This window comes from Aquimarina rhabdastrellae (genome assembly GCA_947387485.1).
Taxonomy (GTDB): Bacteria; Bacteroidota; Bacteroidia; order Flavobacteriales; family Flavobacteriaceae; genus Aquimarina.
In genome coordinates this window covers 83,191-107,797 of sequence record CANDNT010000002.1, presented here as the reverse complement: position 1 = coordinate 107,797, position 24,607 = coordinate 83,191, and the positions used below count along the sequence as shown (strand labels likewise).

Genomic DNA, 24,607 nt, shown 5'->3' with positions numbered 1-24,607 from the left:
CTTTCTACAAAGAAAATTACTTTTAATGATAATAATTAATAATAAATGGATTTATCTCAAATCAAAATGATAGCAACCGATATGGATGGTACGCTATTAAATTCTAAAGGTGAAGTATCAAACGCTTTTTTTGAGCTTTTTGAAGAATTAAAAGAGTTAGGAATCACCTTTGTTGCAGCTAGTGGAAGACAATACTATAGTATCATAGATAAGTTGGCGCCAATAAAAGATGATATTATTGTTGTAGCAGAGAATGGAGCTCTTGTAATGGAAAAAGAAGAAGAGCTACAGGTGACTTCAATAGATAGAAAGACGTATTTAGAGCTATTAGAGATTACGAATGACCTTGAGGATTCGCAAGTTATTTTATGTGGAAGAAAAAGTGGTTATATAATTGATTATGGAAAAGAGTTTATAAATATGTTTTCTGAGTATTATGGTCGCTATGAAATTGTTGATGATTTGGCTGGAGTAAAAGATGATCAATACCTTAAAATTGCTATTTGTAATAAAAAAGGAGCAGAAAGATATGTTTATCCAGTAGTTAAACACCTTGAGGACAAATTAAAAGTAAAAGTTTCTGGTGAGATATGGTTAGATTTATCACACCTAGATGCAAATAAGGGAAATGCAATAGAACAATTACAAAATAGATTGGATATTTCTCCTGAAGAAACTTTGGTTTTTGGAGATTACAATAATGATATAGAGATGTTGCAACAAGCAAAGTATAGCTTTGCTATGGAAAATGCGCATCCTAATGTATTAAAAACAGCAAATTACGTTACTAAGAGTAACGATAATTATGGAGTCGAAACTATATTAAAAGAAGTTATTAAACAGAAGAAAGCAATAACAGTTTAGGTTATTGATTTATTATTCAGCGTTCTTAGGGAACGCTTTTTTATTGAATAAAATCAATAAGAATACACCTATGCTTATTGCAGAATCTGCTATATTAAATACAGGATCAAAAAAGGTAAAGTTTTCACCACCCCAAAAAGGAAACCATTTAGGAAAGGTGCCATCTATTAAAGGAAATTGTAACATATCAACTACTTTTCCGTGAAATAGAGTGCCATAACCCCCATTTTCTGGCATAAACGTGGCAATTTGATGAGCACTACTATCAAAAATAATTCCGTAAAAGACAGAGTCAATAATATTACCCATAGCTCCAGAAAAGATTAAAGCAATACAAAAGATAAGAATACTGGAACTATTTTTTCTAACAGAATCCCATAACCAATATCCAATACCAGAAATAGCTACTAGGCGAAATAAAGTCAAAAATAATTTACCATGAGTACCAGGTATTTTGGCACCCCAAGCCATTCCTTCATTTTCTACAAAAAGGATTTTAAACCAACTGAAAACTTCAATTTCTTCTCCTAAGTAAAAATGAGTTTTTATATAGATTTTTGAAATCTGATCTATTAATAAAACCAGAATTATAATAAGTGTAGCTTTTTTTAAAGACATAGTTTTGTTTCTAAATTCTTTTGCAATTTGACCGATGGGAAACAAAAATAAGGTTTTATTTTATTTTTGAGACATTAATATTTCCTGTGACTGTTTTTAAAATGATATTATGAGCTCCGCTTATAGGTATATTCTGAATGAAACCTGTGGTAGTCTTTGATTCAATAGTAGCATTTGAAGTATGCAAATCAATAAAACCATCCATAGTATAGATAATAGCATTACCTATAAACGGATTTAAAATGCAATTACCTGAAGAAAGTTGTACAAATAAAGTATCGAAAGTACCTGAAAATTTAGCAGAAGCATAAGTAGCATTTAAAGTAATATGAAGATTTTCTGGAATAGTGATTTTTAATTTTAGTGCTGTTACTTTGTGCGCATTTAATTTGTCATCATAAAAATTAGTGAAGGGTAAAATAAAATCTTCAATTGATAAGATGTGATTTGTTATTTTAGTCTTTACACTTATTTGATTACCAAACTCTCCATCTGAATTACTCGAAATAGTGATCTTTTTTGTTTGAGTAGTACTAATTTCAATAAAGTATGCATGTTGTAAAGCGATTTCTAGATGAGTAATAGAAGAAGCAGAAAAATCTTTTTGTAGAGTATTTTGTGTATACCCTAAAAAAGACTGTAAGAGAATAATAAAAAATAAAAATAGCCCCTTCATATATCGAAGGTAGCTATTTTTAAAATATAAGTACTTCTATTTTTTTCTAATAAAAATGTTACCGCTTACTGTTTGCAAGGATAGTTCGTTTGAAGCATTATCAAAAACACCAGATACTTTTTGACCTATGATAGCATTAGCCTTTGATTTTTTGAACTCAAAAGAATGATCAGCATAGATTTGCCCAGTTACAGTTTCGGCTTTAATTTTTGAATCTTTAAGATGTACATCAATATCACCACTTACAGTCTTTAGATCAAACACACCATTGTAATTTTTGATATCAATATTTCCGCTTATAATATCTACAATCAAAGCCCCTTCATATAATGTTGAATTAACATTTCCGGTAATACTTTTTATTTTTATAGATAATGTTTTAGGAACGAATAGCGTATAATTGATATCGGTTTTTATATTACAATTATGATGTCCTTTTTTAAATAAATCGGCATAATCGGATTTAATTTTTAAAACAGTAACAGTATTATCAATTTTTAAATTGAAATAGTCGTTATCTTTTCCTTCGTTGATATTAACTTCAGCTTTAAGCGAAAGTTGATTTTTGTTCCAAGTTTTGATAGTAATATTATCTGCAAATTGAAAATCAACTATAGCATCTGAAGCTTTTGGAACGATTTCTTCTTGAATAATTTTTTGTGCAGTGCTAATAGAAAAAGTAAGAACTGCTATAAATAAAGTGAGACAGGTTTTCATGATATTACTTTTTTCTGATATAAATATTCCCAGTAGACGAGCGTAAAGAAATGTCAACGCCTCCGTTGTTAATTTTTGTTTTAATAGAGCGATTAGGATTTAGTGTTTTCAAGCTGCTTTTTGATTTTTCTTGTTGTATATCAAAATCAGTAAAAACGCTTCCTACAGCAGCTTTTAAATTAAGATTAGCAGGTGTATTTTTAGGTAAAGTAACATCTACATCACCTGCCGAAGAAAGTAAAGAGATAGGCGAAGATTGATTAACGGTGTTAAAAATAACATTCACATCACCAGTAGATGTTTTGGCTACTATAGGCCCTGTTACATCGGTTATTTTAATCAATCCAGTATTGGTTTTTACCTCAATTTCTGAAGAAAACCCATGAATAGTAACGTCTCCAAGTCCGTGATTTTGAATTAATAGATTAATGTTTTTGGGTAAATGAATTTCTAAATCAGGACTATAGATGTCTTTTAGATTTCTGATAATTAATGCATCACCTTCTTTCTCTATAGATATACCATAACCAGTATTATCATCTCCAGTAGCATAAATAGCTTTTAGTCCATTGGCTTTTTCTGGGTTTTTTCTAGCTTTTACGTCTTTAATTAGTAATTCGTTTTGTGAATGTGTTTTAAATATCATACCGGTAGTGGATCCAACTTTAATAGTTTTTATACCGTTGAGTGAATGAGTGTAATCTTGAGCATTACCATTTATAGTATAGATAAAAATACTAAGTATAAATAATAATTGTTTAAAATTAAATGTATTCATGAGTGTAAGTCGTTTAAAGTTAAATTAATTTAGGAAGACCAATTTTCGCCTGATCCTTTACATAGTCAAGCGTTTTTTGATCATGTAACAATCGTTCTAAAGAGGGTACCGCTCTTTTTTCTTGAATGTTTACGAGTATTTGAATGAGCTCGATTTGCATATCAGGTTCGCTTTCTCTTTCTAAAGCATGAATAAGGGCTTTGCGAACTTTTTCGTTTTTAGAAAACCTAGATAATGCCTCTGCTGCAGCTAGACGAACATTAATATGGTTATCATAATGCATTTTTGTAATCAAAGCTTCTAATATGGCTGTGTTTGGGTGCTCTATATCCTCAACATAATTAACAGCTAATAAGCGTTTGCTAGCAGAATTATGATCCATTAGAGAAATAGTCATTTGTTGCTTATATTCTTGCTTTTCGGCATTAATACTAGCAAGTTCATAGTCATGTTCTTTTTGAGATTGTAGTTTTCCATAAAAAAAGCTGGATAACATTAAGATTATAGTTGCGGCAATTTGAAATACAGTTTTCCAGTTAAAAGACGTAATGCTCTTTTTCTTTTCTAAGCTGATTTCTTGTTGAAGCATTGACTCAAAATTCTCTCTCAAAGAATTATCAGGTATAACTATAGGTACTTGCTCAATATCATGATATATCTTTTTTAGTTCTTCTAGGTCTTTTTGACAAGAAAAACAAGTATCGAGATGATGAGTTATAGCATCACTTGTTTTGGTGTCTAATTCTTGATTTATGTAATCGATCAATCTATTTTCAATTTCGGTACAAGTCATAAGATTACATGGTTTTTAAATAAACAGTTTTTAGTTTGGTAATAGCACGATGCATTTTCGTTTTAATAGCTCCAGGAGTGGAACCTAATATTTCGGCTATTTCTTGATATTTGATATCTTGAAAACGGTTCATAACAATGAGCATTTTATCAGATGGATGAAGTTGATCTAATGCAATATTGAGATGATCTGTTATTTCTAGATCTATTTTAGAGTTTTGATTCGTGTCTTTAATAAAATGTTCAACATCGTCTAATCTATGAGGGTGATGTTTCACAGATTTATAATGATCCATATAAGTGTTTTTTGCAATGGTATAAATCCAAGAAGAGAACTTACCCTTATTATAGGTATGTCTATACTTGAGTACTTTGTAGAATACTTCTTGAGTAAGATCTTGACTTAACGATTTATCTCTTGCCATTTGCAATATGAAATTATAGATTTTAACATGATACCGTTCAAAGAGGATACGAGTAAGTTCGAGTTCCCCATTAGAAACTTTTAACATGATATGTTCATCTGACTGGTGTTTCAATTTGATGTTTTATCAGTTGGTTTATAAGTAATACTTCACGTTTTTAAAAAGGTTACATATGTATATAAAAAAAGTGCTTTCTTTTTAGAAAGCACTTTTAAATATCGTATTAATGGCAAACAAGAATTATTTCTTTTGCATATTTTTTGCTTCAATACTCAAAGTAGCATGAGGAACTAATTTTAATCGCTCTGGATTAATTAATTTACCAGTTACGCGACAAATACCATAGGTTTTGTTTTCAATGCGTAATAATGCATTTTTGAGATCTCTTAAGAACTTTTCTTGTCTAATAGCAAGTTGTCTATTTTTTTCTTTAGACATGGTCTCACTACCTTCTTCAAAAGCTTTAAAAGTAGGCGATGTATCGTCGGTTCCATTGTTACCGTCGTTTTTATAAGCACTTTGTAATAACTCAAGATCTTTTTTACATTTTTCGATCTTTTCTAAAATGAGTTCTTTAAAAGCTGCTAAATCGTTATCACTATATCTTACTTTTATGTCTTCTGGTGCCATAGTCTTTAATGTTTTTTAATCTGCAATTGAGTTTCTATTTCATCAAATGCAATTTCTGTACCGTGATTTAAATCACTAGAAAACTCAATCGAAGCTGTTAATGTTTCGTTTTTGATGTAACTTTCATTACTAGCAACGGCTTCTTGTATAGTTTTATTTTCTTTGAAAATAATATCTATCTTATCAGTCACCTCAAAACCACTATCCTTACGGATATTCTGGATACGATTCACAAGTTCTCTGGCGATACCCTCTTTTTTCAATTGGGGGGTAATGGTAACATCAAGGGCAACGGTTAAACCTTCAGAATTTGCTACTAACCAGCCTTCTATATCTTGAGAACTGATTTCTACGTCTGCTTTCTCTAAAGTAATAATTTTATTGTTAATTTCTATGTTAAATTGCCCAGTTTTATCTAAAGTTGCAATGCTTTCTTGATCTAGTTTTTGTATTTCGCTGGCAATCAATTTCATATCTTTTCCGAAACGAGGTCCTAAAACCTTGAAATTAGGCTTGATTTGTTTTACAAGTATACCTGAAGCATCATCTAATAACTCAATTTCTTTAACATTAACCTCGCTTTTAATTAAGTTACCTACAGCATTAATTTCGTTTTTCTCATTTTCGTTTAAAACAGGGATCATAATACGTTGTAATGGTTGACGTACTTTGATTTTCTCTTTTTGACGTAATGATAATACTAAAGAAGAAATTGTTTGTGCTTTTTGCATCTTTTGCTCTAAAGCTTTATCGATAAAAGAAGCATCATATACTGGGAAACTTGATAAGTGTACACTTTCAAAAGATTCTACATTGGTATTAGCAGTTAAATCTTTGTATAAGCGATCAGCAAAGAATGGAGCTACTGGAGCAGCAAGTTTTGCTACAGTAAGCATACATGTATATAATGTTTGGTAGGCAGAAATTTTATCTAATTGATAATCTCCTTTCCAGTATCTTCTTCTACTTAAACGAACAAACCAGTTACTTAGGTTTTCTTGAACAAAATCAGAAATAGCACGTGTAGCCTTAGTAGGCTCATACTCGTTGTAATATTGATCTACATTTTTAATTAATGTATGTAATTCACTAAGAATCCATCTATCAATTTCAGGTCTATCTGCTAAAGGTATATCAGCTTCACTATAAGTGAAATTATCAATATTAGCGTATAAAGTAAAGAAAGAATACGTGTTGTATAAAGTACCAAAGAATTTACGGCGTGTTTCGGCAATACCTTCTTTATCAAATTTTAAGTTATCCCATGGATTAGCATTACTGATCATATACCAGCGAGTAGCATCTGGACCAAATTCTGATAACGTTTCAAACGGATCTACAGCGTTACCTAGACGCTTAGACATTTTTTGACCATTTTTATCGAGTACTAATCCATTTGATACTACATTTTTATAAGCTACATCATCAAATATCATAGTGGCAATAGCATGAAGTGTATAGAACCAACCTCTTGTTTGATCAACACCTTCAGCAATAAAATCAGCTTTACGATCTCCAGATTCAACTTTTTCTTTATTTTCAAAAGGATAATGCCATTGTGCATAAGGCATAGATCCAGAATCAAACCATACATCGATAAGATCACTCTCACGTTTCATTGGTTTTCCAGAAGGAGAAACCAAAGTTATCGTATCAACTACATTTTTATGAAGATCTACTTTGTCATAGTTTTCTTCACTCATATCACCTATTACAAAATCAGCAAATACATCGGCAGCTAATACACCAGCTTCAACTGCTTTTGCCATTTCTGTTTTTAATTCTGCAACAGATTCTATAATAATTTCTTCTTTTCCATCTTCTGTACGCCAGATTGGTAATGGAATTCCCCAATAACGAGATCTAGATAAATTCCAGTCATTAGCATTGGCAAGCCAATTACCAAAACGACCTTCACCAGTAGCTTTAGGTTTCCAGTTGATACCAAGGTTTAATTCATGCATACGATCTTTGATATCTGTTACTTTGATAAACCAAGAATCTAATGGATAATATAAAATAGGTTTATCTGTACGCCAGCAATTAGGATAACTGTGCACATATTTTTCAACCTTAAATGCTTTATTTTCTGTTTTTAGTTTAATTGCAATTTCGACATCAACAGAACGTTCTGGAGCTTCTCCATCTGCATAATATTCATTCTTTACATATTTTCCAGCAAATTCACCCATATGCTTAGTGAATTTTCCTTGAAGGTCAACTAGAGGAACAAGATTGTCATTGTCATCTTTTACTAACATAGGAGGTACTTCTGGAGAAGCTTGTTTTGCAACTAAGGCATCATCTGCACCAAAAGTAGGTGCTGTATGAACAATACCAGTACCATCTTCTGTAGTTACAAAATCCCCTGCAATTACTCTAAAAGCATTTTCTGGAGTATCATTAGGTTGCGCATAATCTAATAATTGTTCGTAACGAATCTCTACTAGATCAGCTCCTTTAAATTCTTTAAGTATAGTATAAGGAATTTTCTTATCACCTTGTTGATAAGCATCAACTTCGGCCACTGTTTCTACAGCAGTAAACTTACCAATAAATTGCTTACCTACTAAATTTTTAGCAAGAATAACTTGTATAGGCTCAAATGTATATTGATTAAATGTTTTTACTAAAACATAATCAATTTTTGGACCTACAGTCAGAGCCGTATTACTAGGTAATGTCCATGGAGTCGTTGTCCATGCTAAGAAATGAATATCACCTAACCCTTGTAAGAAATCAGGCAAGGAATCGGCTATAGCTTTAAATTGTGCTACAACTGTAGTGTCTGTTACATCTTGATAAGTTCCAGGTTGATTAAGCTCATGAGAACTTAATCCAGTTCCTGCTTTAGGAGAATATGGTTGAATTGTATATCCTTTATAGATCAATCCTTTTTTATAGATTTGAGCAAGTAACCACCATACACTTTCCATATATTTAGGTTTATATGTGATATAGGGATCTTCCATATCTACCCAATAACCTATTTTTTCTGTAAGATCATTCCAGATATTTGTATATCTCATAACTGCTTTTTTACAAGCAGCATTATATTCTTCAATAGATATTTTCTTACCAATATCTTCTTTGGTAATACCTAATTCTTTTTCTACACCAAGCTCTACAGGTAAACCATGAGTATCCCATCCTGCTTTACGTTTAACTTGAAAACCTTTTTGTGTTTTATAACGGCAAAAAATATCTTTAATAGCACGTGCCATTACGTGGTGAATACCAGGTAGACCATTTGCCGAAGGAGGTCCTTCAAAAAATACATATGGTGCTGCACCTTCTCGGCTAGTTATACTTTTATCAAAGATGGAGTTCTGCTTCCAGAAATCCAACATATCTTCTGCTACCTTAGGTAGATCAAGTCCTTTATATTCAGGAAACTTCGTGCTCATGTTTTCACTCTTTCTATTAAACTTGCGAAAATAATGATTTTATTGGTAAAAGTCGAGTATTAAAAGGCTAAATAGCTGAGCGTGTTTTCTATGCTGGTCGACGGTTGTAAATAAATTAGTATTTTTAGAAAAAATGTACGTTTAAAAAGAAATATAGTGATAAAAGAAATTCTAAATATAGCGTGTATACAATCACATTTGGCTTGGGAAAATCCTATAGAGAATAGAAAGATTTTTACTGCAAAAATAAAAGAAATTCCAGATACAACTGATATCATTTTTTTACCAGAAATGTTTACTACTGGGTTTACAATGAATGCTGTAGAAGTAGCAGAATCTATGCAAGGAGAAACACTGGTATGGATGCAACAAATGGCCCAAGAAAAATCTTGTGCAATAGCAGGGAGTATAGTAATAAAAGAGGGGGATCAGTACTACAATCGCTTTGTTTTTATGAAAGAAAATGGAGCATATGAGTTATACGATAAACATCACTTATTTACACTTGCAAAAGAGCATGAAACATATAAAGAAGGAGAAAAACAATTAATCATAACATATAAAGGGTGGAAAATAAAACCATTGATATGTTATGATTTAAGATTTCCTGTTTGGGCTCGTAATGTTGAAGATTATGATGCTTTGGTTTATGTTGCAAGCTGGCCAAAACCAAGGATAGGAGCATGGGATGCTTTACTTAAAGCAAGAGCTATAGAGAACATGAGTTATTGTATAGGAGTAAATAGGGTAGGATTAGATGGTAATGGATATGAATATAATGGACATTCTGCAATTTATAATGCTTTAGGAGATGTGTGTCATGAAAAAGAAGAGATGCCTGTAGAAAAAGAGGTTATATTATATGCAAGTTTACAGAAGTCTCATCTAGAGACATTGCGAAGTAAACTTTCTTTTTTAAATGATGCAGATCATTTTGAATTAGTATAAAAATAAAAAATGCGATATTTTTAAATATCGCATTTTTAAGCTTTAATCTTGAAGTTTAAAGGTTTGTTTTAATTCCCAATTAGCTCTTACTTCAAGTAATTTTGGGTAATAACTTACACGTTCTGGTTGTCTTTGTAATAAAAAGCTACCAGTATCCCAAATGCCATTATTATTAGTGTCAAATATGACACGTAAGTCATATTTCCCTGGTTCTAAATATTCAAAAAGTAATTCTTCATCTTTAGTCGAAATTAAAGAAGATATTATTTCGCTTTTTTCATTTGTTAATTCTACAATTACTGGATAAGCAGATACATTTTCTAAAGTCACAAAAATCTTTCCGTAGTCATTCAGTTTTTTTGTTCTTAAATTAAATTGTAGCGTATCGTTTACATTGCCATAAAAATCCTTAATGGCTTCAGGTAGAATTTGCAGTTTGTATAACTGTTGTTCTCCTCTTTCAAAATCAAAGGTAATTTCGTTTTCTACTATATCTAATTTTGAAGTAAAAGGAACTTCAATAGTATCTTTATCTACTAGAGATATCTTTTCATTATTAATACTATCTAAAGGGATATTTGCTGTTATTTTAAAAGGTTTATGTAATGGCAATGTTCCTTTTGTCTTTGCAGTAACAACAAGAGAGTCTGTTTTTTGATCTCTAAAACGAGTTATAAATTCTTCTTTGAAATTATTAGTATTAGTGATTTCAAATGTGAGAGAATCTTTTTCAAAAAACGGCTTAAACCAATAGTATAGTGAATCCTTTTTAGGATCTTTAAGAATGCGAGTTTCAAAATCAGAAGGAGTTTCTGTAAGTAATTTTACCTTCATATCATCTGCATTCCCCTCATAACCAAAAATGAATTTATGTTTAGAAGCTTGTTTAGGTTTAGCAGGACTGAAATCTAATACCTCCTTAAAAAGTTTTAGATTAAAAACCTTGCTAGTATCGGCAGGAAGATTAATAGTCTCTTCAAGAAAACCAATTTTATCTCTTTTAGGTTCAAAAGTATAATTAGTAGAAGCATCTTTGAGAGCAACTAATTTATATTGACCTGCTTTTAAATTATCGAGAGTAAAATGTGTGCTGTCTAAAGTGTTTCCTATATAACGAGGAACTTCTTTATAGACTATAGAATCAGTATAATTCTCATTTACCTCATAAAGTGATATGGCAACAAAAGTATCAGGTTCTTTTAATAAAGCATCTGCGATAGTACCTTTTATGGATAGTGAGTCAATAAAATTTCCGGTAGAGAAAATATATTTAAAATAAGATAATGGATTTCCTTCATTATTATCTTCAATACTTTCACCAAAACTTATGCTATAAGTCGTGTTCTCTAATAAAGTATCCTTAAAAACTAATTTTACATATTTACTAGCACCCCCTAGTGGTGTAATAATAGGTTTGGGATCCATAGGCGGAGAGATGATAATCTGCTTTTGGGGATCCTTAAGCTTTATATATTCATCAAAATAAATTCTAATTTCATTCTTATTAAAGTTTGTAGAATAATTAGGTGGAGTAGCTCTAAGAAATTTAGGAGGAATAATGTCTTTTTCACCACCAGTAATAGATCCTTTTTTTGCACAACTTAAAAAAGATAACAGTACTATGGATGAAATAAAAAAATAAATCGAACGCTTGTTCATATCACTTCTAATAATTTTAGACAAAGAAACAACATATTTATGCAAACGAAAAACTCATTCTGTAATTGCCATAGTGGCAATGCTGATTTTAATATTAGGAATTTGTAATAACAGAAGCGCACAACTCTCTAATGTGGCTCCAGTAGTAATAATATCATCGACCAAGAGAATGTGTTTATCCTGAAGAAGGTTTTGATTTTCTATGATAAAACTACCTTGTGTGTTTTCCCAACGAGTTTGGCGATTTTTTTTAGATTGTTTAAAGGTGTTTGATTTTTTTTTCAAAATAAAATCAATGTAATCAGCATGTAAATGTTTGGCTATTTCTTGCCCAAATTTGGCTACTTGATTATAGCCGCGTTCTTTCATTCGTTTGCGATGAATTGGTACGGGGATGATAATGTCAATTTCTTGATAAGCAGATATTTGTTTAAGTTCACTTCCTAACCAATTACCTAACACTTTGCCTATGTTTTCTTGACCTCTGTATTTGAGATTATGGATTAGATTTTGAACTAACCCATCTTTATGAAACGACAATAAAGCCGTAGCATTAGTTATGGGAATTCTACCATAAAATACTTTTTCTATTTTTTCTACGTTTAAGAAATGATAATTCGTAACAGGAAGTTCATGTCTACAACGTAAACATATTATATGTTCATTTTTTAAGAGAGTGCGATCACAAGAAGCACAATGTGAAGGGAAGAATAGATAGAATAAATCTCTTAACATACTAATAAAACTCAAATTGAATTTAAATTAATTATATTGCCCGCTAATTAACGTAACCATCAAAATCGAAAATTAAAAATGACAAAGCAGAACAACAATTTAACACTAAAAATTTTAATAGGTGTTCTTGGAGCCCTTTTATTAATTTTAGGAATCTTTACTTACAATTTCTATCAAGAAGAAAAACAAAATAAAGCTATACTAACTCAAGAAAAAGATTTGATAGAGAGTGAACTAGGAGAATTGATTACAAAATATGATAATGCTATTGCTTTAAATGAAGTTATGGATGACCATTTATTAAAAGCAAAACAACGTATCGTAGTATTATTAGATAGTGTTAAAGATAATGAAGCAAACTTGAGATTAATTGCTCGTTATAGAAGAGAAGTAGGAAAGCTAAAGAAAGAACGTGAAAGACTATTTAAATTAGCAGATAGTTTAACTGAAGCTAATAAGCAATTAGCGGTAGATCTTGATAGTACTTCTACAGCTTTACAAGATAGAATAGTATTATCAGATTCTTTACAAAATCAAAATGCTAAGTTAGCAGAGATTGTAGAAAGAGGAGCAGCACTTACTGCAGCAAATATTAAAGCAGAAGGAGTAAAAGTACGTAACAGTGGTAAGATTGTAACGACTTCAAGAGCTAGTAGAGCTGATAAAATAAGAGTATGCTTTACATTATCTCCAAACAAGATTACAAACAAAGGAGATAAGCAATTATTTGTACAGGTGATTAACCCATCAAACAACTTGATAGGAGAAAAAGTTTCTGCACATTTTAAAGATGCAGTATTAACATACAGTGCAAGTAATAAAGTGTTTTATGAAAATGATGCATTAGATGTATGTATCTTAGTTGATGCAAAAGAAGAAGAGATTGTTAAAGGTAACTATATCGTAAATCTTTTCTCAGGACCAAAAATGATATCAACTACTCAATTTGAATTGAGATAAGAGAAATAAGAATACAATATAATTAATAGAAAACCATCATATTGATAAAAAATATGATGGTTTTTTATATTATTTATAAAGAGAAAAAAGATATCCTATTAAATACTATAATTCGTTTTCAATTCGTATAAATTCAATTATTTTTGCCTTATGGCAAATAAAGACGATAAATTTAAGAAGGTAATAGCACATGCAAAAGAGTACGGGTATATCTTCAGTTCTAGTGAGATATATGATGGACTAAGTGCTGTTTATGATTATGGACAAAACGGAGTCGAGTTAAAAAAGAATATCCGTGAGTATTGGTGGAAAAGCATGGTATTCATGCACCAAAATATAGTAGGATTAGATGCTGCAATTTTTATGCACCCTACTACATGGAAAGCATCGGGCCATGTTGATGCGTTTAACGATCCATTAATAGACAACAAAGATTCAAAGAAGCGATATAGAGCAGATGTCTTAATAGAAGATTATGCAGAAAAATTACTTCAAAAAGCTAACAAAGAAATTGCTAAAGCAGCAAAGAGATTTGGAGAAGCTTTTAACGAAGAAGAATTTAAATCAACAAACCCTAGAGTCTTAAAATATTTAGGACAACGAGAAGAAATTCTTTCTCGTATGGGAAGATCTTTGGAGAATGAAGATCTTGCAGATGTAAAAGCTTTGATTGAAGAATTAGGAATAGCTGATCCAGAAACAGGTTCAAAGAATTGGACAGATGTACGACAGTTTAATCTTATGTTTGGAACCAAACTAGGAGCTTCTGCAGATACTGCTACAGATTTATATTTAAGACCAGAAACAGCTCAAGGAATTTTTGTAAACTTTTTGAATGTACAAAAAACAGGTCGTATGAAAATTCCTTTCGGGATTGCACAAACAGGAAAAGCTTTTAGAAATGAAATTGTAGCGAGACAATTTATTTTTAGAATGCGTGAGTTTGAGCAAATGGAAATGCAATTTTTTGTAAAGCCTGGAGATGAGATGAAGTGGTATGAGTACTGGAAAGATACGCGTTTAAAATGGCATTTGTCTTTAGGGTTAGGAGAAGAAAATTATCGTTTTCATGACCATGATAAATTAGCACATTATGCAAATGCTGCTGCAGATATCGAATTTAATTTCCCATTCGGATTTAAAGAATTAGAAGGAATACATTCTAGAACAGATTTTGATTTAAAAGCTCATGAAGAGCATTCTGGTAAGAAACTGCAATTCTTTGATCCAGAAATGAAAGAAAACTACGTGCCATATGTAGTAGAAACTTCGGTAGGATTGGATAGAATGTTCTTAGCAGTATTCTCTACAGCATTACAAGAAGAAAAACTTGAAGATGGAACTAGCAGAGTAGTCTTGAGATTGCCAGCTGTGGTTGCTCCTGTTAAAGCAGCAATTTTACCATTGGTTAAAAAAGATGGATTGCCAGAAGTTGCAAACAAGATTGTAGAAGACTTAAAATGGAACTACAATGTAGCATATGACGAAAAAGATGCTATAGGACGTAGATATAGAAGACAAGATGCAGCAGGAACACCTTTATGTATTACTGTAGATCATGATACTTTAAATGATAATACAGTAACAGTGAGAGATCGTGATACTATGGAGCAAACGAGAGTGCCAATTTCTGAGTTGAAAAAAATACTTTCTGATAAGATAGATATGGAAAACTGGTTAAAATAACCTTGTTTTTAAATATAAGATAAAAGACCGTTATAATAGACGGTCTTTTTTTATGGAGTAAAACTATTTGAATTTTGTCTCTATAAGTTTATTAATTGTATTTTAGACAAACTCAACGCAAATACATAATTAAAATCATGAATCTCTTAATGCTTAGGAAACTTATGTTTTTAGCTTTTATTTTGAGCGTACAAATAGGAATTGCTCAAAAGAAGAAAGCTATTAAAAAAGCAACTTTAATTAATCAAGCCATATACGTAAAAGAGGTACCGCCTCTAGCAAATAGAACGTTAATTCAAGAAACTTTTAGAAAAGTAGAAGACATTAACCCTAGAAGGACTGATGCAAATAAAATCGTACCTGGTAAAGGATATCCAAAAGGACAAGATCCTTTATTAGAAAAGCAACAAAAAAGAAACCAAATATTACATAGTGGGAGAACTCCTGACCTTGTTTTTGAAGCAAATTCTAGCTTAGTAGCTCCTACAGATCCTACTGGAGCAATTGGACCTAATCATTATGTGAGTGCAAAAAACTCTGCATTTGCAATACACGATCGTTTAGGTAATGTGATGGTACCATCTACTTCATTAGAAAATTTATTTCCTGGAGAATCCTTAGGAGATCCGATAGTATTCTATGATAATTTTGCAGATCGTTTTGTGATAACGCAATTTAGCGATTCACCTAATGGGTTTTTGGTAGCTGTTTGTAAAGGATCAGATCCTGTTAATGATGGATGGTATACCTATCGTTTTGAGACAGGAAGCTTTCCGGATTACACAAAATTTTCGGTATGGTCAGATGGATATTATGTTACAGCAAATAAGGATCAAAGAAGTTTAACCGAAGAAGAAGTTGTTTTTGTTATCGAAAGAGAAAAATTACTATCAGGTATAGCAGATGCTCAAATTGTAGGGTTTCCTCTACCAGGAGCAACAGTAGGAGGGTTTTATAGCCCAGCAGGATTTAATGCTATAGGAGCTAGTTTACCTCCAGAAGGAGATGCAAGAATACTTTATTTTCAAGATGATGCATGGGAAACAGTAGATGAAGATGCTTTAAAACTATGGAGTATTAATGTAAACTGGATAAATCCTAGTGAATCTACAATTGAAGAAGCCGAAGAGTTAACCGTTAGTAGTGGAGCTATACAAGCTTTTGATTCTACTTTTGATGGAGGGTCTTTTGGGAACTTGCCACAACCAGGTGGAGATGGTCAAGATATAGACGTATTGCAAGGAGCAGTTATGTATGCATCAAATTATAGAAGGTTTTGTGATTATAATGCAGTGGTACTCAATTTTGCAGTAGATATAGACGATAGAGATAGTAGTGATAATATTTCAGGAATACGCTGGTACGAATTGAGACAAACAAGTGATGGGGCTCCGTGGACAGTATACCAAGAAGGAACATATACATCTCCTAACGGAAAAAGCGCATGGTGTGCTAGTATGGCATTAGATAGTTATGGTAATATAGGTATGGCGTATACTACTATGGGAACTATAACAAATAATGCATTAGAAGATAGTTTTGCGTCAATAAGGTATACAGGACGATTGACTGGAGACCCTCTAGGAGTAATGACGATAGCAGAACAAGATATAGCGATTGGAACAGGGATCAACCAAACCAGTAGAAATCGTTATGGAGACTATGCTCAACTTACAGTTGATCCTAGAGATGATCAAACTTTTTGGCATATAGCAGAATATTTTGAGAATACAGGAAATAATGCCCGTAATGTTGTTGGAGCTTTTAAAATAGCTAATGAAATTCCTAATGATGTAGGTGTAGTAAGTATAGATAACTTATCAAACCAAACCTATACAACAACAGAAGTTATAACAGTAACAGTGCAGAATTTTGGTACACAAGCACAAAGTAATATACCTGTAGCATACGCGGTTAATGGAAATAGCCCAGTAAACGAAGTGATTCCAGGACCTATAGCTGCAGGAGAAACTATATCATATAGTTTTACTACTACAGCAGATTTAACTATAGGAAGAACACTTCAAATAACAGCAGAGACAAATTTGAGTACTGATACGGCTAACATAAATGATTGTAGCGAAATTAATATTAAAAATTTATTAGCTAAAGATGTAGGGGTAGGACGATTGATTTCACCTAGTGAAGGAAATAGTTTTACAGGAACAGAAAATGTTACGGTCTCTATTCGTAATTATGGAGGAGAACCACAAAGTAATATACCAGTAAGTTATACCTTAAATAACGGTGCTACAGTTCAAGAAATATTTAATGAAACTATTCCTGTAGGTGGAGCAGCAAATCATACGTTTGCAACTACAGTAGATTTATCTACTTTAGGAACATATACTTTTGAAGTAAGAACAACTTTAGAAGGAGATGAGGATCCTTTAAATGATAGTAAAACTGTGGTATTAGAGCATAATATATGTACGCCTATATCAGATTGTAGTACTTTTGGCGATGGTATAATTTCATTACAGCTTTCTAATATTACAAATACAGCTATAGTTTGTGATAATGGATATGAAGACTTTTTAAATTTAGTGATAGATTTAGATAGAGGAGTAGGTAGTTATCCTTTAGTATTGCAGGCTGGTTTTGCAAGTGGTGAGGCAGAAAAATTTTCACTATGGATAGATTTTGATGATGATGGTATTTTTGAAAGTACAGAATTGTTAATTAGTGAAGAAGTGCTTTCTGTGGCAGAAGAAGATATTACTTTTCAATTAATAATACCAGAAGGAGCACCATTAGGAAGTCATCGTATGCGTATTAGAGCAGGAGATACAAATGCCAATAATGGAGCACCGCTTAATGATCCGTGTGGAAGTATGCAATATGGATCAACACATGATTATACTGTGGATATTCAAGAAAACTTTAGTGTAGAAGACGGATTTGTTGTTCTTTCTAATGTTAATGATCAATATACAGTATTGCTTAATGATGTTAATGCGCCACAACGATTGAGGTTATATGTATTTAATATTTTAGGACAAATAGTGACTTCAAACTATGTAGAAAAAAATGCTACAGGTACTTTTGTGTATCAATTAGACATGTCATATGCAAGTACAGGAATGTATTTTGTACGTTTAGGAGAAGATAAAAATAGATCCAAAAAAATAATAGTAAACTAATATTTTAATTAACTTACTACTATTTTCTAAAATAAATAAAGAGATGCTTTTAGCGTCTCTTTATGCTATTAATCATAACTGGTCTACCAGCATCACAACGATTTTTCATACGTAGATCACTATATTTGATCCATACTTCATAAGGGACATTACTTTTAAAAAAATCAGTTAAATTTATAGGATCTAAAACATCTTTATAAGATTCAACAGTAAGAACATAGGGACAGCCACCAGTCTTATTAATAACAATATTCCCTTTTTTATAACCTTCTTTTTCATAGTTAATAGCTTCTTCTTTAACAACATCAGACGATGCAGTGTTAGCTTTTTTAGAAGCTGTACAACCTAGAATTAAAACAAAAGATAAATACGATAAATACTTCACGAATAATAATTTTATAGAGTTTATGGATTGTGTGTCTAATTAGATTGATCAAGATGACATATAAAGATCATAAAAATAAATCAAAAATAAGCCCTTAACTGGATGTTTCCTGTATGGATAGTAGAAGAGGTTTCTGTTTTTCTACCATTATAAATGATGTTGAGATCAAGATATTTGGTCAGTTTTTTTTGAGCTAATAAAGACCAAGTATAATTATCGCCGGGCTGAAGCCCATTTAATAATTGATAACCTACAGGAGAAAATGGATTTCCTGTAAAATCATTAATAAAATAATTAAACTCACCATTTAAAGATATTTTTTGTTGATTAGCATAAGAGAAGTTTACACTTAATCGCTGTTGAGATAAGGCCTCAATATCTGTGATGGTATTACTTTGATCATTGTATAGATAAGATAAACCAAATTGTGTTTTTTGAGATAATAAATAAGTAAGTTTAGATTCTAATCGGTATCCCTCAATTGTGTAATTTCGATTTGCAAAATTTTCAGAAGTACTCTCGGTTGTACCTAAAATACTTTTAAGGTCCAAAAGCCATGTGTTTTTGAATTTATGAACAAAATTGAGCTGATGTGTTTTTAAAACGTTTTCTTGTAATCCTGTTGCTAATAGGTTTTTACTTTGAGAAGTGATATACGTATAAGAGGTGGTATAACGTTGCTTTCCTCGATTAAAGAAAAGTACATTTTTAAAATTTAGATTTAAAGCAAGTTCATTGTCGTTTTCGTCAAAAGGATTAAGGTGTAATGCTTCGTTTTCTCTACGTATTTTACGATCGATAATATACGAAGTTTGATTGTAGAAGTGAGCTAAAAAACGTTTGGTTTTTTGATCAGAGTTTCTCCACTGATTAGGGTTTAATGTCAAAGTTTGACTTAATCGATTTTGATGTGTTTTAATAAACACTTGATTAGGTAATAAAACCCTGATATAATTAGCTTGATCTTGAAATTGAGCAATTTCAAACTCTTCTAGTTCTTGAACATTATTGTTGTTATAATCATTCCAGGTGTACACCCCTTGTCCATCATCTACAGCAACATAAGTAAACTCTTGTTGAGGTAAGGTACCACTATTAGTTTCAAAAACTGTATTCCAAAGCACTTGATTTTTAAAAAGCTTTTGATTAAATAATACCCTAGAATTTAGAGATTGTTCCTTTTCTCGATCAAGGGCAACATGTTTTAGTTCTCTATAATTGGCAAATAAAGATAGTTGAGTGTTTTTATTTTGAATCAATTTTGAGTCTAGATAAAAAGTATTAGAAGAATTTATTTTATCTAATAAGTTATTTTGCACACTATCATTAACACGGTGACGATATCCAATTTTAACAAAAACTTTAGTACTGTCACCGATACCAGTAAAAGCTTCATATGCTTTGAAACGTTGAGACCTTAGAGTGAAATTTTGAGTTTCATTTTCAATTTCCTCATTACTCTCTATAGAAGCTTTTATACCAATCCAGTTTTTAGGAAAACTATACGATAATGTACTATGTGCTCTATAGAACTTTGAGTTTAATAATGTTCCTTGACTATTTAAAGCACTAGCAACAATAGTCGTTTTTAAATTATTAAAAGTAAAGTCAGATAATAATGTATGGCGATTACCATTATAATTTTCGGTATAGTTAAGATGCTCAAAAGTATAATCTGCATTTCCTTTTGTAGGATGGACTAAAGATATTCCAGTAGAAATAAACTGTTGATCTCCTAGAGGATTATTTAAATTCCAGTCACGATTGAATTCAACATTATAAATACGCTCGATGCTTCTGAAACGTTCTTGTAATAAAGTAAAAGAACCATAAGCGTTTAAACTCCAACTACTATCTATAGAAAAAATACGCTGATTAACTTTGGCTTTTGCAGCAATACCATCATTATCATTATCATTAAGATTAGAAAAAAGATTTAAATCATTTTTACTACCAGCAATTTCAAAATCGATAGCTGTTTTTTCTGAAGGAATATAAGCCCCTTGTACTACAGCGGTTTGTAGTAAGACAGGCGCAAAAAGCCGAATGATAGGAGCATAATTACCTTGAGGTATGCCGTCAATAGGAGCAACATATCGATAGATACGATTGATGGTATTGACATTATCGATAATGTAATCTCCTTGATTATCTCCTACCAAAGAAAAACGAACATTAAATAATTCGTCATCTGGATTTGTAGAAAAGACAAAGACTTCATTTCCATCTATAATTTCTTTTCGGTATAGTGTTTTGTTTTCACCAAAAGTATCACTTATAGCAGAAGGAGAAACCATTTGATTAGGATCATCACCAGCATTTGCTAAGATTTCTTTTTGAGTATCGTTGAGTGATTGTTGTAGTGGTTGATTTTTTGAATCAGATTCAGAATACACAAAAGCACCAATTTTGAGATGATCACTTTTATAATTACCCCCTCCATAAGCTACAATTCTAGTATAATTACGATCTGTAGTTTGGTACTCGATAGAAATACGCATTGCAGAAGTAATGGGATAGGTTGCATTAAAAGTAACTTCACCAGCATTATAATCAATAGTATAATCTTTGTTCTCTCCTCGTTCTAATAATAAACCATTAACATATACACGTTCACTACCAGATATGATAAGAATAAATAATTCGCCATTAGGCCCCGTAAGCTTATAAGGACCTTGATTTCCTTCCTGACCGTTAAACTGACTTCTAGCAAAAACACCTCTTACTAAGGCACCCGCTGCAAAAAGATCAGTACTAGAATCGGGATGTTGTAGTTGAGCTCCGATAGAGATCCCTTGTACTTTTTTTGTAAAGCGATTAAAAAAGCTAGTAGTATTTTGAAGTTGAACATCACCAGCTCTAATATTCCAATTGTCACTGTACAGCTCTATAAAAACCTGATCAAATTCGTCGAGGTTTTGAGAATAACCACTTTGTTGAACAGGTACATTAGCATCTTGAATAGACGCTCTTAAAGAAACCTTATCACTGATTTTTCCAGAGATCTGTAAGTCTAATTCTGAATTAAGTACTGAATTTTGATTGGTTCCTACAGTGATTCCCCTAGAAATACTTCCGCTAGTTGTTAAACCATCAAAAGGTTTGAAGGTGTTAGTTTTTTTAGCTTCAGAAAGACTTTGTAGTTTTTGTAATCCCCCTTTTTGATTCACGATAAGTGAAGGTGAAAATTGATAATAGGATTTGGTTAAAAAATCTGGATATTTATGATATTGAACCCAAATAGAGTCATATTGTTTTTTTAAAGTAGTAGAAGGAATAAGGTGTGCGGTCTTAAAATCTATATGATATAAACTACTATCAATAGGTTGCTTTGAAGAAGTAAAAACTTTGAATTTGAAATCATTTATGCTTACTGTATCAATAGCAATAGTATCTTTTACAGCTATTTTTTTTTCTCTATAAGTAATAGCAGTTTGCTGTCCATAGAAATAGGAAGAACACAAAAGACAACAAATAACTATAAAAATACGCATAGAGTAACAAAACTATTATTTTTAAAATAAAGAACAATTCAACTTATATAAGAATTGCATGCTGTTTTTTTGGAAGGTTACACTAATAGTCGTTAGTTAAACTCAAAAATAATGAGTTCGAGAAGATTAACAAGTTTTTGTGTAACATTTATAGGTTTATTTGGTATTTAATAACGTAGAAAAACGATGTAAGTTATATTTTTACAGAAAATAAAGGCTAAAAAATATCGAAGATGAAAATAATCTCCTACAATGTCAACGGAATACGAGCAGCAGTTAAAAAAGGTTTTTTAGAATGGTTACAACAAGCAGATCCAGATGTGATTTGTTTACAAGAAATTAAAGCAAATAAAGAGCAACTAGAACTACAAGAATTTGTTGATGCAGGCTATCCGTATACATATTGGTATAGTGCAGAAAAAAAAGGATATAGTGGAGTAGCTGTTTTATCTAAAACGGAACCTAAACATATAGAGTATGGTACAGGTATTGATTATATGGACGCAGAAGGTCGAAATCTAAGAGTAGACTTTGATGGGGTTTCTATAATGAGCTTGTATTTACCTAGTGGGACTAATAGTGATCGATTAGAACGTAAGTTTAGATACATGGACGATTTTCAGGAATACGTGAATGAATTAAAACAAACACATCCTAATCTAGTGATATGTGGAGATTATAATATTTGTCACGAAGCCATAGATATTCATGATCCGGTACGTAATAAAAAAGTATCAGGATTTTTACCTGTTGAACGTGAATGGATAGGAAATTTTATTGATAGTGGATTTATAGATTCTTTTAGACACCTTAATAAAGAACCTCATAATTATTCATGGTGGAGTTATAGAGCAAATGCTAGAGCGAATAATAAAGGATGGCGTATAGATTATAATATGGTAGCAGCCCCACTAGAAGATAAAATACAAAGAGCTTTGATTTTACCAGAAGCAAAACATAGTGACCATTGTCCTATAGTTGTAGAATTGGATGTATAAAAAGTAAGTGGATTAAGCATAAAAAAGGTTTATGATTAAAAAAATTGTAACAATAGCCGTTATAGGAGCTATGATGACTTCTTGTGTATCTTCTAAGGTGTACAAAGAACTAGAAAGTAAATATTCTAGATTAAAAAGGGATAATCGAGGATTAAAAGAAGATTTAGCTTCATATAAAAAATCAAGTGAGGCAGCAGAGAGTGAACTCGAAAAATTAAAAAAAGCTTATGAAGCTTTAAAAGCAGAGCAAACAGCATTACAAGATTCATATGCAAATTCGCAAAAGCAATACGAGAATTTAAAACAATCATATGATGCATTAGAGAAAAATAGTTCAAATGCTATAGCTGCAAATAGTAAGAAAAATAGAGAATTATTATCTGAATTAGAAAATAAAGAAAAGGCGCTTTTTGATGAGAAACAGCGTTTAGAAAAACTTGAAAAAGATTTGGCATCTCGATCTGCGAGAGTAAATGAGTTAGAAGGACTTATTGCAGCAAAAGATAAGAAAATGCAAGGGTTAAAAACTGCGTTATCAAAGGCACTAACTAATTTTGAAGGAAAAGGACTTACTGTAGAACAACGCAATGGAAAAGTTTATGTTTCTATGGAGAATAAGCTTTTATTTAAATCAGGAAGTTGGGCAGTAGGAACTAATGGAAAACAAGCAATAAAACAATTAGGGGAAGTACTAGCAGAAAATCCAGATATTTCTATTCTTATAGAAGGACATACAGATAATGATCCTTATATAGGGAGTGGTCCATTAAAAGGAAACTGGGATTTGTCAACAAAAAGAGCAACTGCAATTGTAACGATATTAAGAGGAAATAAAAAAATAGATCCTCAAAACTTAACAGCAGCAGGAAGGGGTGAATATGCACCTGTAGCAGATAATGCTACTGCAGCAGGAAAAGCTAAGAATAGAAGAATTGAAGTAATTCTTACACCTAAACTAGATGAGGTTACTAAACTACTCAATAATATTTAAGAATATTAAATAGAAAAACAAAAAGGCTTTAGTGAATATCACCAAAGCCTTTTTTGTTATAAAGAAGAACGAAGATATTGGGGTATCTCCAAAATTGATGGTTAAGTGTTACTTACGTAATATATAATGTGTTAAATTGTATAAAATCATTTTAGTTCGTTGGGTTCAATCCATTCTCCTTTAGTATTTATGTAAACTGTAAAAATATCTTTGTCTACAGTTAAGACCAATTTATAAGTTCCTTCTCGATCGAGATAAGCGATAGCGATAATAGCATTGGGGAATTGTCTATGCACAACTTTCTTTATTTTAGAAACAACCTGTTTAGGATGAATTTCTGTATAAGAATTGCACGAAATCAAATCACTTAAATGAACGTTTTCAGAAACCTTTTGTTGAAAAGCTAGTGTGTGTTTTGTTATAAACATAGTAGCTATTAAAACAATGATCAAAATTGGACTTTTCATCATTATGGGGTTAATGAGTTACAATTATGTATAAGTAAATATCATTCCAAAAAGGAGATATTTTAATATTAATGTGTGAATTGTTGATATACAGTAGGGTAATGGTGTATTGGGGAATATGTGGAATAGATGATAAATGTAGAAAAGATGAGAAAAGTGTGGAGAAGGTCAACAGGTTTGTGATAGAATAAGTGTAGAAATAAAATTATAGAAAAAGAAAAGAAGAACTATTAA

20 protein-coding genes are annotated in these 24,607 nt (G+C 31.4%); 7 read left to right on the top strand and 13 right to left on the bottom strand.

All coding sequences use genetic code 11. The annotated features are described in order from the left end of the window. The first annotated feature begins 45 nt into the window (after positions 1 to 45). Entirely contained in the window at positions 46 to 864 is an 819-nt protein-coding gene (locus ACYEKI_RS05080; protein ID WP_459210089.1) for a Cof-type HAD-IIB family hydrolase, read from the top strand. Between the two features lie 12 nt (positions 865 to 876). Here ACYEKI_RS05080 and ACYEKI_RS05075 read toward each other — a convergent pair whose 3' ends face one another. From ACYEKI_RS05075 to ileS, 8 genes are all read right to left on the bottom strand, one after another. Continuing rightward, complete coding sequence (locus ACYEKI_RS05075) at positions 877 to 1,482, bottom strand: lipoprotein signal peptidase (RefSeq protein ID WP_459210088.1); 606 nt, start codon at positions 1,480 to 1,482, stop codon at positions 877 to 879. Positions 1,483 to 1,537: 55 nt separating this feature from the next. Next, on the bottom strand, positions 1,538 to 2,158 hold the full coding sequence (locus ACYEKI_RS05070) for a hypothetical protein (RefSeq protein ID WP_459210087.1): 621 nt from the start codon (positions 2,156 to 2,158) through the stop codon (positions 1,538 to 1,540). Between the two features lie 36 nt (positions 2,159 to 2,194). After that, complete coding sequence (locus ACYEKI_RS05065) at positions 2,195 to 2,875, bottom strand: DUF4097 family beta strand repeat-containing protein (RefSeq protein WP_459210086.1); 681 nt, start codon at positions 2,873 to 2,875, stop codon at positions 2,195 to 2,197. A gap of 4 nt (positions 2,876 to 2,879) precedes the next feature. Next, the gene (locus ACYEKI_RS05060; protein ID WP_459210085.1) at positions 2,880 to 3,653 is read right to left on the bottom strand and encodes a DUF4097 family beta strand repeat-containing protein; all 774 of its coding nucleotides are present in this window, start codon (positions 3,651 to 3,653) and stop codon (positions 2,880 to 2,882) included. Between the two features lie 19 nt (positions 3,654 to 3,672). Further along, entirely contained in the window at positions 3,673 to 4,446 is a 774-nt protein-coding gene (locus ACYEKI_RS05055) for a HEAT repeat domain-containing protein (protein WP_459210084.1), read from the bottom strand. A gap of 4 nt (positions 4,447 to 4,450) precedes the next feature. Then, positions 4,451 to 4,984 (bottom strand): RNA polymerase sigma factor, encoded by a 534-nt coding sequence (locus ACYEKI_RS05050; protein WP_459210083.1) that lies wholly within the window; start codon positions 4,982 to 4,984, stop codon positions 4,451 to 4,453. A 126-nt stretch (positions 4,985 to 5,110) separates the two neighbouring features. Further along, positions 5,111 to 5,500, bottom strand: coding sequence for a TraR/DksA family transcriptional regulator (locus ACYEKI_RS05045; protein ID WP_459210082.1), 390 nt, complete (start codon positions 5,498 to 5,500; stop codon positions 5,111 to 5,113). A 5-nt stretch (positions 5,501 to 5,505) separates the two neighbouring features. Further along, positions 5,506 to 8,907 (bottom strand): isoleucine--tRNA ligase, encoded by a 3,402-nt coding sequence (gene ileS, locus ACYEKI_RS05040; protein WP_459210081.1) that lies wholly within the window; start codon positions 8,905 to 8,907, stop codon positions 5,506 to 5,508. A 156-nt stretch (positions 8,908 to 9,063) separates the two neighbouring features. Between ileS and ACYEKI_RS05035 the strand changes: the two genes are divergently transcribed. Further along, positions 9,064 to 9,855, top strand: a complete 792-nt coding sequence (locus tag ACYEKI_RS05035) for an amidohydrolase (protein WP_459210080.1) — start codon at positions 9,064 to 9,066, stop codon at positions 9,853 to 9,855. Positions 9,856 to 9,897: 42 nt separating this feature from the next. Here ACYEKI_RS05035 and ACYEKI_RS05030 read toward each other — a convergent pair whose 3' ends face one another. Together ACYEKI_RS05030 and ACYEKI_RS05025 are read right to left on the bottom strand one after the other, a co-directional pair. Continuing rightward, complete coding sequence (locus ACYEKI_RS05030) at positions 9,898 to 11,514, bottom strand: Ig-like domain-containing domain (protein ID WP_459210079.1); 1,617 nt, start codon at positions 11,512 to 11,514, stop codon at positions 9,898 to 9,900. 54 nt (positions 11,515 to 11,568) lie between these two features. Then, positions 11,569 to 12,264: a ComF family protein gene (locus tag ACYEKI_RS05025; RefSeq protein ID WP_459210078.1), complete on the bottom strand. Its 696-nt coding sequence runs from the start codon at positions 12,262 to 12,264 to the stop codon at positions 11,569 to 11,571. Positions 12,265 to 12,327: 63 nt separating this feature from the next. On the opposite strand from ACYEKI_RS05025, the gene ACYEKI_RS05020 reads away from it, so the two are divergent. The 3 genes from ACYEKI_RS05020 (at position 12,328) to ACYEKI_RS05010 (ending at position 18,038) form a co-directional block, all read left to right on the top strand. Continuing rightward, positions 12,328 to 13,209 carry a hypothetical protein gene (locus tag ACYEKI_RS05020; RefSeq protein ID WP_459210077.1) on the top strand — a complete coding sequence of 294 codons (882 nt, stop codon included), beginning with the start codon at positions 12,328 to 12,330 and terminating at the stop codon, positions 13,207 to 13,209. 150 nt (positions 13,210 to 13,359) lie between these two features. Next, positions 13,360 to 14,895 carry a glycine--tRNA ligase gene (locus ACYEKI_RS05015; protein WP_459210076.1) on the top strand — a complete coding sequence of 512 codons (1,536 nt, stop codon included), beginning with the start codon at positions 13,360 to 13,362 and terminating at the stop codon, positions 14,893 to 14,895. 182 nt (positions 14,896 to 15,077) lie between these two features. After that, on the top strand, positions 15,078 to 18,038 hold the full coding sequence (locus tag ACYEKI_RS05010; protein ID WP_459210075.1) for a GEVED domain-containing protein: 2,961 nt from the start codon (positions 15,078 to 15,080) through the stop codon (positions 18,036 to 18,038). Between the two features lie 49 nt (positions 18,039 to 18,087). Here the strand turns inward: ACYEKI_RS05010 and ACYEKI_RS05005 are convergent, their stop codons facing one another. Both ACYEKI_RS05005 and ACYEKI_RS05000 read right to left on the bottom strand, forming a co-directional pair. Further along, positions 18,088 to 18,423, bottom strand: a complete 336-nt coding sequence (locus ACYEKI_RS05005) for a hypothetical protein (RefSeq protein WP_459210074.1) — start codon at positions 18,421 to 18,423, stop codon at positions 18,088 to 18,090. An 80-nt stretch (positions 18,424 to 18,503) separates the two neighbouring features. After that, positions 18,504 to 21,917: a hypothetical protein gene (locus tag ACYEKI_RS05000; RefSeq protein ID WP_459210073.1), complete on the bottom strand. Its 3,414-nt coding sequence runs from the start codon at positions 21,915 to 21,917 to the stop codon at positions 18,504 to 18,506. Positions 21,918 to 22,150: 233 nt separating this feature from the next. Between ACYEKI_RS05000 and ACYEKI_RS04995 the strand changes: the two genes are divergently transcribed. Both ACYEKI_RS04995 and ACYEKI_RS04990 read left to right on the top strand, forming a co-directional pair. Next, positions 22,151 to 22,915, top strand: a complete 765-nt coding sequence (locus ACYEKI_RS04995; protein WP_459210072.1) for an exodeoxyribonuclease III — start codon at positions 22,151 to 22,153, stop codon at positions 22,913 to 22,915. A 31-nt stretch (positions 22,916 to 22,946) separates the two neighbouring features. Continuing rightward, positions 22,947 to 23,906, top strand: coding sequence for an OmpA/MotB family protein (locus ACYEKI_RS04990; protein WP_459210071.1), 960 nt, complete (start codon positions 22,947 to 22,949; stop codon positions 23,904 to 23,906). Between the two features lie 146 nt (positions 23,907 to 24,052). On the opposite strand, the gene ACYEKI_RS04985 is transcribed toward ACYEKI_RS04990, so the two are convergent. Next, on the bottom strand, positions 24,053 to 24,373 hold the full coding sequence (locus ACYEKI_RS04985) for a hypothetical protein (RefSeq protein WP_459210070.1): 321 nt from the start codon (positions 24,371 to 24,373) through the stop codon (positions 24,053 to 24,055). Between the last annotated feature and the right edge of the window lie 234 nt (positions 24,374 to 24,607).